This is a genomic window from Solibacillus sp. NPDC093137 (assembly GCF_050280445.1).
In the GTDB taxonomy this organism is placed as follows: Bacteria; Bacillota; Bacilli; order Bacillales_A; family Planococcaceae; genus Solibacillus; species Solibacillus isronensis_B.
In genome coordinates, this window is sequence record NZ_JBNNVH010000001.1 from 349843 (window position 1) to 363836 (window position 13994).

The 13994-nt window shown below is 39.9% G+C and carries 18 protein-coding genes; 14 read left to right on the top strand and 4 right to left on the bottom strand.

The window, feature by feature from the left end:
• Positions 1-16 precede the first annotated feature (16 nt).
• Positions 17-709: a 5'-methylthioadenosine/S-adenosylhomocysteine nucleosidase gene (mtnN, locus tag ACQKN3_RS01670; protein WP_251686727.1), complete on the top strand. Its 693-nt coding sequence runs from the start codon at positions 17-19 to the stop codon at positions 707-709.
• A gap of 88 nt (positions 710-797) precedes the next feature.
• Here mtnN and sigK read toward each other — a convergent pair whose 3' ends face one another.
• Together sigK and pssA are read right to left on the bottom strand one after the other, a co-directional pair.
• Positions 798-1499 (bottom strand): RNA polymerase sporulation sigma factor SigK, encoded by a 702-nt coding sequence (gene sigK / locus ACQKN3_RS01675; protein WP_079527948.1) that lies wholly within the window; start codon positions 1497-1499, stop codon positions 798-800.
• 85 nt (positions 1500-1584) lie between these two features.
• Entirely contained in the window at positions 1585-2124 is a 540-nt protein-coding gene (pssA, locus tag ACQKN3_RS01680) for a CDP-diacylglycerol--serine O-phosphatidyltransferase (protein WP_251686729.1), read from the bottom strand.
• 311 nt (positions 2125-2435) lie between these two features.
• On the opposite strand from pssA, the gene ACQKN3_RS01685 reads away from it, so the two are divergent.
• The 12 genes from ACQKN3_RS01685 (at position 2436) to ACQKN3_RS01740 (ending at position 12163) form a co-directional block, all read left to right on the top strand.
• Entirely contained in the window at positions 2436-3218 is a 783-nt protein-coding gene (locus ACQKN3_RS01685; protein ID WP_251686731.1) for a phosphatidylserine decarboxylase, read from the top strand.
• Positions 3219-3252: 34 nt separating this feature from the next.
• Positions 3253-3768: a YqeG family HAD IIIA-type phosphatase gene (locus ACQKN3_RS01690; protein WP_008407628.1), complete on the top strand. Its 516-nt coding sequence runs from the start codon at positions 3253-3255 to the stop codon at positions 3766-3768.
• A gap of 57 nt (positions 3769-3825) precedes the next feature.
• Positions 3826-4929: a ribosome biogenesis GTPase YqeH gene (gene yqeH / locus ACQKN3_RS01695; RefSeq protein ID WP_251686733.1), complete on the top strand. Its 1104-nt coding sequence runs from the start codon at positions 3826-3828 to the stop codon at positions 4927-4929.
• Positions 4930-5084: 155 nt separating this feature from the next.
• Positions 5085-5927, top strand: a complete 843-nt coding sequence (gene aroE, locus ACQKN3_RS01700) for a shikimate dehydrogenase (protein ID WP_427708927.1) — start codon at positions 5085-5087, stop codon at positions 5925-5927.
• On the top strand, positions 5914-6219 hold the full coding sequence (yhbY, locus tag ACQKN3_RS01705) for a ribosome assembly RNA-binding protein YhbY (RefSeq protein ID WP_251686737.1): 306 nt from the start codon (positions 5914-5916) through the stop codon (positions 6217-6219). The genes aroE and yhbY overlap by 14 nt, the downstream gene beginning before the upstream one ends.
• Before the next feature lie 11 nt (positions 6220-6230).
• On the top strand, positions 6231-6824 hold the full coding sequence (locus ACQKN3_RS01710; RefSeq protein ID WP_427708929.1) for a nicotinate-nucleotide adenylyltransferase: 594 nt from the start codon (positions 6231-6233) through the stop codon (positions 6822-6824).
• On the top strand, positions 6793-7353 hold the full coding sequence (yqeK, locus tag ACQKN3_RS01715) for a bis(5'-nucleosyl)-tetraphosphatase (symmetrical) YqeK (protein ID WP_427708931.1): 561 nt from the start codon (positions 6793-6795) through the stop codon (positions 7351-7353). Before ACQKN3_RS01710 ends, yqeK begins: the two co-directional genes overlap by 32 nt.
• A 6-nt stretch (positions 7354-7359) precedes the next feature.
• Positions 7360-7713: a ribosome silencing factor gene (gene rsfS / locus ACQKN3_RS01720; protein WP_427708933.1), complete on the top strand. Its 354-nt coding sequence runs from the start codon at positions 7360-7362 to the stop codon at positions 7711-7713.
• Positions 7706-8443 (top strand): class I SAM-dependent DNA methyltransferase, encoded by a 738-nt coding sequence (locus ACQKN3_RS01725; protein ID WP_427708935.1) that lies wholly within the window; start codon positions 7706-7708, stop codon positions 8441-8443. Before rsfS ends, ACQKN3_RS01725 begins: the two co-directional genes overlap by 8 nt.
• 124 nt (positions 8444-8567) lie before the next feature.
• Positions 8568-9215: a helix-hairpin-helix domain-containing protein gene (locus tag ACQKN3_RS01730; RefSeq protein WP_427708937.1), complete on the top strand. Its 648-nt coding sequence runs from the start codon at positions 8568-8570 to the stop codon at positions 9213-9215.
• Positions 9216-9300: 85 nt separating this feature from the next.
• The gene (locus ACQKN3_RS01735; RefSeq protein ID WP_079527928.1) at positions 9301-9876 is read left to right on the top strand and encodes a ComE operon protein 2; all 576 of its coding nucleotides are present in this window, start codon (positions 9301-9303) and stop codon (positions 9874-9876) included.
• On the top strand, positions 9845-12163 hold the full coding sequence (locus ACQKN3_RS01740; protein WP_427708939.1) for a DNA internalization-related competence protein ComEC/Rec2: 2319 nt from the start codon (positions 9845-9847) through the stop codon (positions 12161-12163). Before ACQKN3_RS01735 ends, ACQKN3_RS01740 begins: the two co-directional genes overlap by 32 nt.
• Positions 12164-12214: 51 nt before the next feature.
• On the opposite strand, the gene ACQKN3_RS01745 is transcribed toward ACQKN3_RS01740, so the two are convergent.
• Complete coding sequence (locus tag ACQKN3_RS01745) at positions 12215-12388, bottom strand: YqzM family protein (protein WP_079527924.1); 174 nt, start codon at positions 12386-12388, stop codon at positions 12215-12217.
• A gap of 245 nt (positions 12389-12633) precedes the next feature.
• On the opposite strand from ACQKN3_RS01745, the gene holA reads away from it, so the two are divergent.
• On the top strand, positions 12634-13644 hold the full coding sequence (gene holA, locus ACQKN3_RS01750; RefSeq protein ID WP_427708941.1) for a DNA polymerase III subunit delta: 1011 nt from the start codon (positions 12634-12636) through the stop codon (positions 13642-13644).
• Between the two features lie 71 nt (positions 13645-13715).
• Here holA and rpsT read toward each other — a convergent pair whose 3' ends face one another.
• A complete protein-coding gene (gene rpsT / locus ACQKN3_RS01755) occupies positions 13716-13964 on the bottom strand; it encodes a 30S ribosomal protein S20 (protein ID WP_251686766.1) in 249 nt (82 codons plus the stop codon).
• Positions 13965-13994 lie beyond the last annotated feature (30 nt).

Here is a 13994-nt window from a genome sequence, read left to right on the forward strand (position 1 = left end):
TGGAGGAATGAACTAAATGACAATAGCAGTAATCGGTGCAATGGAGCAGGAAGTAGAATTATTACGCGGTGCTCTACAAAATACAAAAACAGAAACAATAGCAAACAGTGAATACACAACAGGTACATATGAAGGCAAAGAAATCGTACTGTTAAAAAGCGGTATCGGTAAAGTGAATGCGGCAATGTCTACGACGATCTTATTGGAAAAGTTTAATCCGAAAGTTGTCATTAATACAGGATCTGCAGGCGGTTTTGATGCAGCATTAAAGGTTGGGGATATCGTCATTTCGGATGAAGTACGTCATCATGATGTCGACGTTACAGCTTTTGGCTATGAGATCGGTCAAATGGCTGGGATGCCGGCAGCTTATAAATCAGATGAACAATTAATGGAAGTTGCGAAACAGGCAGTTAAAGAAGTGGGAGAGCATAATTACAGTGTAGGCCTTATTTGTTCAGGCGATGTATTTATGAGTAACCCTGAGCGTGTTGAGGCAGTGCGAAAAGATTTCCCTACAATGAAAGCCGTGGAAATGGAAGCGGCGGCTGTAGCGCAAGTATGCCACCAATTCGATACACCATTTGTAGTCATTCGTGCATTATCAGACATTGCAGGACAAGAATCGAGCATGTCATTTGATGAGTTTTTACCTGTAGCAGCGAAACACTCAACGGAAATCGTATTAAACGCAATTACAAAGTTATAATATGGATCACGTAGAAATGCCCAATCGCATTAAAGGATTGGGCATTTTCTTTATTGTATGTTGAAAATCTATCTGCCTTTCATATGGCTTATTCTTTCTCACCATGTTTAAACTGCTGGTAAAGCTTAATAAGTGCCCGTTTTTCAATGCGTGAAACATAGCTGCGTGAAATATTGAGCCTTTTGGCAATTTCTTTTTGGGTATGCGGGTCGAAGTTTTGGAGCCCATAACGGTAGGAAATAATTTCGAGCTCACGTGGATCTAATGTATCCAAATAGCGATACAGCTGGGCAAAATCCTCCTGTCGTTCAATTTTTTCAATTGTGGAAGGTTCGTCAAGCTGCAGTAAATCACGGATTTGAAGAGACTGCCCATCTTTATCGACACCAATCGGCTCAAATAACGAGACATCTTTTTGCACTTTTTTTTGTGCGCGAAGATGCATCAGAATTTCATTTTCGATACATCGGGCGGCATATGTGGCGAGACGGGTCTTTTTTTCTGGTGTGAAACTGCTTACGGCTTTCATAAGACCAATCGTGCCAATTGAAATATAATCATCAAGTAAATCGTGTGAAGGGTGGAATTTTTTTACAACGTGCGCAACAAGCCGCATATTTCGCTCGATTAATTCGACACGAGCGCTTTCATCCCCCTTTATAAAACGATTGATGACTTCTTCTTCTTCCTCGCGTGATAACGGTTTATAAAACGTCTGCCCTTTTAAATAGCCTAGTAATGCGGGAAGCTCAAGCCAAAGTTGAACCAATGCTGTCACAAAACCGCTCAAGCAATTAACATCCTTTCATCTTTTCGACAGTATATGATGAAATTTGCGCAGAAATGAAAAAAGTGTAAGAGCGATATTTCTGCTCTTACACTTTTTTTAATGTAAAGGTACTTACCATCAATAGTGCCAATACCGGGAAAAGAATTAAGTAAAACGTTTCGGATAACATATTTGTAAAGAAATAAGAAAAAGTTAGTAATGTACCAGCCGCTGTAATCGGCAGTCCTACAAAATAACCTGTTGAATCCATCACATTGAATCGAGCTAAACGCAACGCACCGGCAGCAATAAATAATACGGGCATCATCATACCTGTAAATCCTGCATTCATTAATGCCATTTCATACATTAATAGGGCAGGTGCTACACCGAAAGAAATAATATCCGCCATGGAATCAAGCTGTTTTCCCAATTCGGACTCCTGATTAAATTTACGGGCAACTTTACCGTCATAACGATCTAAAAAAGCAGCGATAAAAATTAATAGTACACTGTAGCTATGATACTCATTTAGTGTAGCCATAATTGCAGCCCCACCAAACGACATATTTGTAATTGTAATGATATTAGCAGCGTTTGCTTTTATTTTTTTAAACGTTGAATCAACTTTTTGAAGTAGAAACATTGGAAAACACTCCCTTGCACATCGGCTATATTCTATTATACTTGTTCTATTAAAAAAAGGTAATAGTTAATTCATATTAAAACCTATCTTTGTTTGGCCAGTCATTATATAATTTACTTTTATCCCGCATTAATGAGTAGTAAAACTACCTGTAAAAGCCCGATTGGTTCGGGCCAACATGATGTTGATTACACAAGCGTTGTCACTGGACGTGACGGTTTCAGCTTGTGTTCCTTCTAATCAGTGGGGATGAGGAAAGCGCCCAACTGATTGAAGTCTCACTTTATTCAATACTTAACGGAGGACCTAGAATGAAGGAAAAATTATACCGGAATATGATAGAACTATCAAATGGTAAAATCTCTTCGAAAATTTTACAACAAATTGCACAATCACGTTTAAGTAAAAATTTTATTCGTAGCTATAGTCAAATATACGGAATTAACATACAAGAAGTTTCAAAATCTCCAAAAGAATTTACTAGCCTGCATGATTTTTTTGTTCGCCAGTTGAAAGAAGAAGTACGTCCGGTAGATGTTCGCAAAAATATATTTGCAAGTCCAGTTGACGCAAAAATAGAAGCATTCGGCAATATTGAGGATCAGGAAATGTTTACTGTGAAAAATAAGCCGTATTCTTTAATTGATTTAATGGGAAATGAAATACAGGCAAAGAGGTATAATAATGGCAAGTATATTGTTTTTTACTTGAGTCCTGCAGATTATCACCGTATCCATAGTCCGATTGATGGTATTGTTAAGCGACAATACATACTTGGTCAAAAGTCTTATCCTGTAAACCAGATGGGCTTACAATATGGAAAAAAACCAATCAGTCATAATTATCGTATGATAAGCGAAATTAACTATGAAAAACAACATTATACAGCATTCATTAAAGTAGGAGCGACATTTGTGAATTCAATTGAACTTACAAATACGTCAACACAGTGGAAAAAAGGACAAGAAGTCGGCTATTTTGCGTTTGGTTCAACCGTTGTGATGTTATTTGAACAAAATGCAATTGAATTTACCGAGAATGTTACAAATGGGGCGAAGATAAAAATGGGAGAAGCTTTTGCTACTATGGTATAATGAATAAATAAATTTTGAGTTAGGGGTTACGGCTTTGTACAACTTTTTATTACCAGATGAATTTATTCGCAGTGTATATGAAATTACACCGGAAAAATTAAAGGATTTAGGCATTAAAGGGATCATAACAGATTTAGATAATACGCTTGTTGAATGGGACCGTGCTGATGCAACGGAAGAGCTTGTACAATGGTTTGAAATGATGCGAGAAGCAGGCATAAAAATTATCATTGCCTCAAACAATCATGAAGCACGGGTGCGCCAGTTTGCAGAACCGCATGGCATACCGTTTATTTTCCGTGCCAAAAAACCATTAGGAGCAGCATACTATGCGGCCCTTGTTCAGCTGCGTCTACGTCGCCATGAAGTTGCGATGCTGGGAGATCAGCTATTAACAGATGTGATGGGCGCAAAACGTCAAAAACTTTATACGTTTTTAGTTCGTCCTGTTGCTGACTCTGATGGACTCGTCACAAAATTTAACCGCTTCGTCGAACGTCGTGTATACAACGATTTAAAGCGAAAAGGAAAGTATCCTTGGGAAGACTAAAAAGCGACCCAAGTTTTTTTGCATGAAGGTGCAATAGTAGTTAGGAGGAAATATTGAATGAATGAAATGCCACAATGTATTGGCTGTGGAACAGTGATTCAAACTGAAGATAAAAATGGATTAGGGTATGCACCTGCGTCCTCGCTGGAAAAGGAAATGATTATTTGTCAACGTTGTTTCCGTTTAAAAAACTATAATGAAATCCAACCTGTTAGCTTAACGGATGATGATTTTTTACGTATTTTAAACGGTCTTGGACAACAGCAAGGTCTGATCGTGAAAATCGTGGATATTTTCGATTTTAATGGCAGCTGGCTACCAGGTTTACACCGATTCGTTGGAAATAACCCAGTTCTTTTAGTAGCAAATAAAGCAGACCTTTTACCAAAATCGGTAAAAGAAAAGAAAGTGATCAACTGGTTGAAACGTGAAGCGAAAGCACTTGGATTAAAGCCGATTGATGTGAAGCTTGTTTCGGCACATAAAGGAATGGGCATGCAGGAAGTCGTTGAAGCGATTGAAGAATACCGTAATGGTAAAGATGTATATGTTGTAGGTTGTACAAATGTCGGTAAATCGACGTTTATTAACCGTATTATTAAGCAAGCTACAGGTGAAGGAGAAATTATTACAACTTCTCATTTCCCGGGAACTACGCTTGATATGATTGGCATTCCGTTAGATGACGGATCATCTTTATATGATACACCTGGTATTATCAATCATCACCAAATGGCACACCATATCGATTCAAGTGAATTAAAATATATTATGCCAAAAAAAGAAATTAAACCAAAAGTGTATCAGCAAAATCCTGGACAAACACTCTTTATCGGTGCTCTTGCCCGTTTTGATTTTATACAAGGCGAGCGTTCGGCATTTACTGTACATGTTGCAAATGATTTGCCGATCCACCGTACGAAGCTGGAACGTGCGGATCAATTATATGAAGAACATAAAGGTGAGTTATTGGCACCTCCAACGTCTAAACATATTGATCAATTACCACCATTAGTACGTCACGAGTTTTCGATCAAAGAACCGAAAACTGATGTAGTTATTTCAGGATTAGGCTGGGTTACAGTACAGCATGCCAATGTTGTCGTAGCAGCACACGCACCAAAAGGCGTAGAAGTATTCATTCGTCCATCACTGATTTAATAGAACGTCTCTTCAACTAATTTAGGGAAAAATTTTTAACATCTGAAGTGAAGTTAGTTGATTGGTATGAAGGGGAGGCGGGCAAATTCGCCTTCTTTTTATCAAGTCAATTATTTTACAGTGAATGAATGGTAGCAGGAAAGAGGGAAATGTCGGTGAAAAAATGGTTTGCGGTTATTGGGGATCCGATTGCACACTCAAAATCTCCGGAGATGCATAATGCATGGTATGAAGAAGCGAATGTGGATGCGACGTATATCCCGATACACGTGAAGCCAGAACATCTACAACAAGCTGTTGCATCTTTCAAACTGTTAGGGACAAGCGGCTGGAATGTAACGATTCCGCATAAACAAGCGATTATTCCGTTCCTGGATGAACTTGACGAGCTTGCCGAAAAGATGGGTGCGGTCAATACGGTCGTGCGTACTGCAGAAGGTAAATTAAAGGGCTATAATACGGACGGTCCGGGTTTTGTGAAATCACTTGAGCATGTGATCGGTACTACAAAACGTAATGCACCGGTTTTACTGATCGGAGCAGGTGGCGCAGCCCGCGGTATTGCATTTGCCCTTCAACTAACAGGTTATACGAATATAACAATTGCCAACAGAACAGTTGAAAAAGCACAGCAAATTATTGATGAATTACATGCCGGCCAAGCTGTTTCGATGAAAGAAGCAGAACAAAGCCTGGCTAATTATGAAATTTTTATTCAAACAACACCAGCAGGAATGGCTACGGGCGACTTTGCATTACCATTTTCGCTTGGAAAGTTCCCGGCAGGCGCAATTGCTGCAGATATTGTGTATAATCCATTAATGACGCCATTTTTGCAAGCGGCTGAGCAAAAAGGGGCGACAATTGTCAATGGGTTAGGCATGTTCGTGCATCAAGGTGCGATTGCATACGAACACTGGTTAGGTCATTATCCAAATACAAATGCAATGATTGCCCGTTTAACGGCGCAATTAGGAGGAAATTATGTTAACAGGTAAACAAAAACGTTTTTTACGTGCTGAGGCACACCACTTAGATCCAATTTTCCAAGTTGGGAAAGGTGGCGTAAATGATGCAATGATTGCACAATTACGTGATGTATTGGAAGCACGCGAACTTATTAAAGTACGCATTTTAGACAACTGTGAAGAAGACAAAAAAGTTGTGGCGGAAGAACTGGCTGCCGGTACACGTGCCGAGCTTGTTCAACTGATCGGGTTGACAGTTGTTTTATATAAAGAATCGCGCAACAACAAAAAAATCGTATTACCAAAAGTAGCTACGAAATAAGGTGAAGTGTAATGAAGAAAGTCGGTCTTTTTGGCGGAACTTTTAATCCACCGCATATTGGACATTTAATGATGGCCAATGAAGTGTATGCAGCGCTTGGTTTGACGGAAGTACGCTTTATGCCGAACGCAAAGCCGCCGCATAAGGATTTGGCCCGCTCTGCAACAAATGCTCAGCGTCTGCGGATGGTTGAGCTGGCGATCGAGGATATTCCGTATTTTCATGTGGAAACATATGAACTTGAGCGCGGAGGGGTATCCTATACATTCGATACAATGAAAGCATTGTGTGAACGTGAACCACAAATACAGTTTTATTTTATTATCGGCGGGGACATGATCGATTCTTTGCATACATGGCACCGTATCGATGAATTAATGGAACTTGTCACATTTGTTGGAGTGAAGCGCCCGGGCAGTGAAGCAAAATCATCCTACGACGTGTGTATGGTGGAAGCCCCGCAAATTGACCTTTCTTCAACATATATTCGAAACCGGTTACAGCAAACAGAGGCACCTTTACAGTTTTTATTGCCTGCTGCAGTTGAACGGTATATTCGAAAGGAAGGTTTGTATGGAACGTCAAACGATGCTGGCAGCGATTAAAGATCGAATGCCTGAAAAACGGTATATTCATACCATTGGTGTAATGGAAACAGCGATCCGTTTAGCTCAACAATACGGTGAAAATCCACAAAAAGCAGAGATTGCGGCTATCTTCCATGATATAGCTAAATATGCGGATGTTGACTGGATGAAGCAAGTCGTGATTGAACAGCAGTTGGATGCGCGTCTGCTTGACTGGAATGCTGAAATATTGCATGGTCCGGTCGGTGCCTGGATTGTCGAGACGGAATTCCAAATTAATGATGAAGGCATTTTAAATGCAATTCGTTATCATACTACCGGACGTGCGAATATGACAACTTTTGAGAAAATTATTTATGTAGCAGATATGATTGAACCAAATCGTAAATTTCAGGGTGTTGAGGAACTAAGAACGTTGGCAGACATCAGTTTAGAGGATGCATTCCGGGCATGTGTGACACATACGCTCAGTTTTTTAGTTTCGTCACAGCAGGCAATTTATCCTGTTTCAATTGAATGCTACAACAGCTTAATAAGAGAGGAATAAACATACATGAATGAAACGTTATTAAATATTACGTACAAAGCAATCGATGACAAGCGAGGAGAGGATATCGTTGCATTAAATATGCAGGGAATTTCACTTTTAGCTGATTATTTCATCATTGCAGAAGGTAGCTCAGAGCGCCAAGTACAGGCAATTGCACGTGAAATTAAAGAAAAAGCAGAAGAAGCGGGCTACACAGTACGTAAGCTTGAAGGCTTTGATACTGCACGCTGGATTTTAGTCGATATGGGTGATGTTGTTGCACATATTTTCCATAAAGATGAGCGTGCCTATTACAACCTGGAACGTCTATGGGGAGATGCACCACAATTAGACGCGCCACATATGGACAATGAATAGTTATGAGCGTTTTGCGGAAGTTTATGATGAATTGATGACCGATATCCCGTATACGGAATATGTGGAATGGATTCAGACATATGCACCTGCACAGAACTATAAAAATCTGCTCGATATTGGCTGTGGTACAGGAACGCTTGCATTATTACTGAATAAAGCGGGTTACGCTGTATCAGGGATTGACCTATCGGAAGAAATGCTTGCCATTGCAAGTGCGCGTATGGAGGATGAAAAAGTTTCAATGCCTCTATATGCTATGTCAATGGACGAACTGGAAGGTTTCAGCAATTTGGAGGTTGCGATCATTCCAATTGACTCGATCAATTATGTAAAAGAGCAGCAAAATGTCGTGGAAACATTGAAACGGGTATTTGACAGTCTTCGGGAAGGCGGACAACTATTCTTTGATGTACATTCGTTATATAAAATGGACGAAATTTTTCTGGATGGTCCGTTTACGTATGACGACGGCGAAATTTCATATGTTTGGCATACAGAGCCGGGTGAAGAACCCCATTCTGTGTACCATCAAATGACGTTTTTTGTACTAACAGAAAGCGGTCTATATGAACGCTTTGATGAAGAACATTATCAGCGCACATTTGCGTATGAGCAATATGTGAAATGGCTGAAAGAAATCGGTTTTTCTCACGTTGAAGTGACGGCAGACTGGATGACAACACAACCGACTGATGAAAGCGAACGAATTTTTATTCGGGCGGTTAAATAAAAATAGCTGAAAAAGTAAGTTTCAGCAGTTTTGATGGAAATACCTTTTCATAAAGAAGCGGAATTTGTATAGTGGATGTAAGCTCCATATATAAAACCTTCTTTATGAAAGGGTGTTTTTTATTTTGCAGCCATTTCTGGAGAAGTATAAAAAGCAACTCGCCATTCTGGGCGGAGTCGTTGCTGCAATATTCATCTACTTATTATTCCTCGATGATTCCTCGCACAGTGCTGCGATTGAAACAATTGACCAAATGACAATTCCTGCTATTGATGAACCTTCCACAAATCCGGAAACGGAAATCGAAAACGAACATAAGCCAATAATGGTGGATGTAAAAGGAGCGGTAAAATATCCGGGTGTGTATACATTATCCGGAGATCAACGGATTGTCGATGCCGTTGAAGCAGCAGGAGGGTACACAGACGATGCCAATCCGGTGCTCATTAACCATGCCCAAAGGCTTCAGGATGAAATAGTGATCTATATACCTAAAACTGGCGAAGAGCCTGCGGAGGTAATGGAACAGATAATACAGGCGAGTCCGGCGACCGGCTCAGGCAGCGGAAGTACGAACGGAAAGATTAATATAAATAAAGCGATGGAAGCGGAGTTAACCCAGCTTCCGGGAATTGGTCCATCCAAAGCAGGGGCGATTATTCAGCATCGGTCCGAACACGGGAATTTTCAAGTTATAGAGGATTTAAAAAAAGTAACTGGAATCGGGGATAAAACATTTGAGCAGTTAAAGGACTTAATCGACGTAAAATAAACCGAAATTTCTGATTGATCTTACATTGCGAATGTCAGGAACTACGTATAAACTGATAGGTGACAAAACATTTGGGGGTTATCATATGGAGCGAATTACTTGGGATCAATTTTTTATGGCGCAAAGTCATTTACTCGCATTAAGAAGCACATGCAGCCGTCTTGCGGTAGGTGCGACAATTGTACGGGAAAAGCGCATCATTGCCGGCGGATATAATGGATCCATTTCAGGTGACGAACACTGTATTGAAGAAGGTTGCTATGTTGTGGACAACCATTGTGTCCGCACAGTGCATGCCGAAACAAATGCATTACTGCAATGTGCGAAATATGGTACGCCATCAAATGGAGCGGATCTATATGTCACACATTTCCCATGCCTGCCATGCACGAAGACAATCATTCAAGCCGGTATCAAAAATGTGTACTATGCAAAAGATTATAAAAATAATATGTACGCAATGGAATTGTTCAAAAAAGCAGATGTCCATGTTGCGCATATTCCATTTGATGAGGCAAAAATCGACTTTCTGCAAGATGAAAAGTTCGCATTAACTGCTGAAATGCTCGAAAAGCTTCGTGAGTTAGGTGCAAGCCGTGATCAGTTGCTCCCATTAGAGGAGAAGATGCATGCTTTATTTGGTAAACTTGTTCAAGCATAACTGGATATTTTACGCCTTGTCGGTTTGTATCAGTGCACTTGCTGCATTGGAATCGGGAAGGCTTCTTTTCTTGCTGGCATTATTGTTGGTGTTTAGTCTTTATAAACGACTGGCAAACATTCATTTGCTGTTTATTTTAATAGTTGGCATTGGGAGTTACAGTTATTTTTCCTATGAAATCAATAAGCTTTCACTACCGGTTGAACTACCGGCAATATTAACATGGACCGACGAGTACAATATAAATGGTGTGATGCTAAGGGGGTTCATGCTTGATGAATCCGGCGACAAAGTATATGTCACCTATGAATTGAAAACTGAAAAGGAAAAACAACGCTTCGAGGCACAGCAGCTTGCTGGTACAAGTTTTATTGTAACTGGGGAGCAAGTATCCCTATCAATCCCCGCACACCGCTATGGCTTTTCTATGGCCCGCTATTTGCAAGGTAAGAATGCAAGAGGTATTATCGAAATTCAGCAGCTCCAATATTTTCGGCAAAATAAAAGTTTCATGCAACCTATTTATGAACAGCGCTTTCAGTTAAAAAGGCATATTGAAGAAACGTTCCCGCCATCACTTGCCGCAGAGGCACAAGCCCTTTTGATTGGTTTCCAGGAAAATGTCGACGAACAGTTAAATCGCGCTTATCAAAAACTCGGGATTACCCATTTATTTGCAATTTCGGGTTTGCATGTCGCACTTGTCTCATTCCTGTTTTTTCAGTTATTGCTCCGCTTGAGGATACGTAGAGAGGTCGCTACAGTATTTTTGCTTATTTTATTGCCGTTGTATGCAATTTTAGCAGGAGGGGCACCGTCTATTTGGCGTGCAGTAAGTGTCGTGGAATTTGTCTTGCTAGCACAGTATGTTCGTTGGAACATACCGATGGATGATGCATTGTCGCTCAGCTTTATTATGTTTGTCTTATTAGAGCCGGGTGCAGTTTTTCAAGTCGGCTTTCAGCTATCCTATTTGGCCACTTACAGCTTAGTTTATTCCAGCCGTATTTTAGCTCGCTACTCAAATTTTTGGGTACAATCCTTCTACATTACGTTCGTTTGCCAAATCCTCGTTTATCCTTTATTACTGTTCCACTTTTACGAAATTAGCCTATCCTCTTTTATCGCCAATATTTTCTTCGTCCCTCTTTTTTCATTTATTGTTTTACCGACCAATCTATTTGTCCTTGTGCTGACTTATTTGCCACTCCCATTTGACTCCATTCTGTTCTTTATATATGAGCCGCTGCGTACAGCGCTGACAAATTTCATTCTCTTCATTCAGCAGCCGATTGTCCAAATGTGGAACCCCGGGAAACCTTCGATGATATGGCTTATGGTTTTATACGGTTCGGTTTTTTTCACTTTTTATTTGCTTGACCAGCAAGCTCCGTTAAAGAAAGCCATCTTTGCTTTAGTACTGCCTGCATTTATATTTCATATACAGCCATTTTTGCATAGTGATCTGAAAATGGCCTTTGTCAACGTCGGTCAAGGGGACTGCATTGTCATTGAATTGCCGTACAGAAAATCGGTCATTGTCATCGATGCAGGGGGCTTGTTGAGATTTGAACAGGAAACATGGAAAGAGCGGAAAACTCCCTATGAGGTTGGGCGTCAAGTTGTCGTTCCCTATTTAAAAGGGCGAGGAATCCAAACAATCGATACATTTATGCTGTCACATGCGGATGCGGATCATGTAGAGGGGGCTGAAGAAGTGTTGCGGGAAGTGATTGTAAAGGAGGTGCACGTTACACCAGGTTCGATCACCAAACCGGTTATGAACGATTTTTTGCATGAGCTGGAGAAAACAAATACGAAACTGATTGAGAAAATGGCTGGTCAAAAGTGGCAAATAGGAGAAACAGCTTTTGAATATTTATGGCCATTGGAAATCGAATATGAAGGAAATAATGATTCGCTCGTTCTACTCGTAAAGCATGAGGCATTTCGGGCATTATTTACAGGAGATTTGGAGCAGGAAGGCGAGAGGGAACTGATTCGGCTTTATAACGAGAAATTACGTAACATCGATTTATTGAAGGCCGGGCATCATGGCAGTAAAACATCAAGCACCGAGGAATTTATAACAGTAACAAACCCTAAATTTGTTGTGTTTATGGCAGGTGAAAATAACCGTTATAATCATCCGCATATTGATGTTGTCAATCGGTTTGAGGCGAAAAAAATTCCATACTCGACAACAGGAATAGATGGTACGGTAGAAATTTTTGTCTCACAAAATCAAATGTATATTGAAAAATTGAATTCTCTTTTTATGAAATAAAAAATGGAATGGTTTCTCATTTTAACAAGAAACCATCCCACTTTTAAGGAATTACAGACGTGTAGCTGCTTCTACGATTGTTGCAATAATAAACAATACGATGAAGAATCCGCCACCGATGGCGAAACCGTAACCGGCATCTGGGAAGTCATTGCTTTTCATCGCTCGGCCACGACCTTCAAATGGGTTTTCAGCTACATAGTTTGGATCTTGATGTCCTGCCATAAGTATCCCTCCTAATCTTCAATAATTATAGAATATTCTAACTAAAAATGCTATATGAAATGCTAATTATTCCTTTTATTGGTTTATTGAATCGGTGTGAGCTTCAAGAAAAATCCATAAGTAAATAGTGAAGAGGTCGGCCATATAAATTCTTCTTCAAGGCATATTGTGATGTGAAACTGGACATCCTCAATAACGTAAAAAATGGTATACTTAGAACTACGAAAGTAAAGGAGGTTCCCAGTATGATAACAAAAGTATGGCAAGATTTTAAAAAGGGGAATTTCGCACCGGTTTACTTGCTTGTAGGAGAAGAATCCTATTTTGTAGATGAAACAATTAAGCAGTTGAAGGCGGCTCTTCAAAAAAATGAAGATGCGGAAGTCATGACCTTTGACTTAAATGAACAGCCGATTGATTATGTTATTGATGAAGCGGATACAATTCCGTTTTTCTCGGAACGTAAATTAATAATAGCTAAAAATGCATCATTTTTAAAAGCGACTGAAAAAGGCAAGGAAAAGATTGACCATGATTTAAAGCGTCTTGAAAGCTGGCTGCAGCATCCTACTGATACAGCCATCACCATATTTATCGCGCCATACGAAAAGTTGGATGAGCGTAAAAAAGTAACGAAGCTTATGAAAGAAAAATGTACAGTAATCGCAGCGGAAACACCACAAAACAACGATTTGAATATATGGGTAAAAAGTGAGGCAGAGCAGCATGGAAAAGCGATCGCCGATGAAGCTGTCGGTAAACTGCTGGAAATGGTCGGTCCGAATATGCTCCAGCTTCAGATGGAAATAGAAAAGATGGCCTTGTATTTAGGTGAAGATTATGAAATAACACATGAACTTGTAGAGGATTTAGTGGCGAAAACACTTGAACATGATGCATTTAAAATGCTGAATGCCTATTTGGAGCACAATCAGGAAGAGGCACTCAAAATCTATCATGATCTTTTACGTCAAAAAGAAGAACCGATCAAACTTGTAGGACTTTTAGCGAACAATATCCGGACGATGACCAATATTTTCTATTTGCAAAAAAAGGGGTACCATCAGCAACAGATTGCAAAACAGCTTAAAATTCATCCGTACCGAGTGCAGGTCATTTCAGGTCAAAGAAACCGCCCATCCGACCAGCGTTTACTTCAAGCGCTCTATAGTCTGGCGGAAGTAGATCTTCAGCTTAAAACAACAGGTGGTAACCGTGAGCGACATCTAGAACTGTTTTTAATGAAGAAACTATAGAAATTTATATTCTAGGAAACAATGAAAAAAGCCAACTGTGCAAATGCACAGTTGGCTTTATAAGTTTACAATTAAGCTTTTTTCGCTAAACGAGACTTTTTACGAGAAGCCGCGTTTTTGTGAATAAGACCTTTAGAAGCAGCTTTATCTAATGCTTTAGAAGCAGCAACTACTAATTCTTGTGCGTTTTCAGCACCTGTTGCGATCGCTTGCTCAGCTTTTTTAACTGTAGTACGCATAGCAGATTTTGCTTGTACGTTAGCAGCGTTAGCTTTTTCGTTAACTTTTACACGTTTGATAGCAGATTTAATGTTTGGCATTTCTTTCACCTCCTAGATTTAGGTACGAGA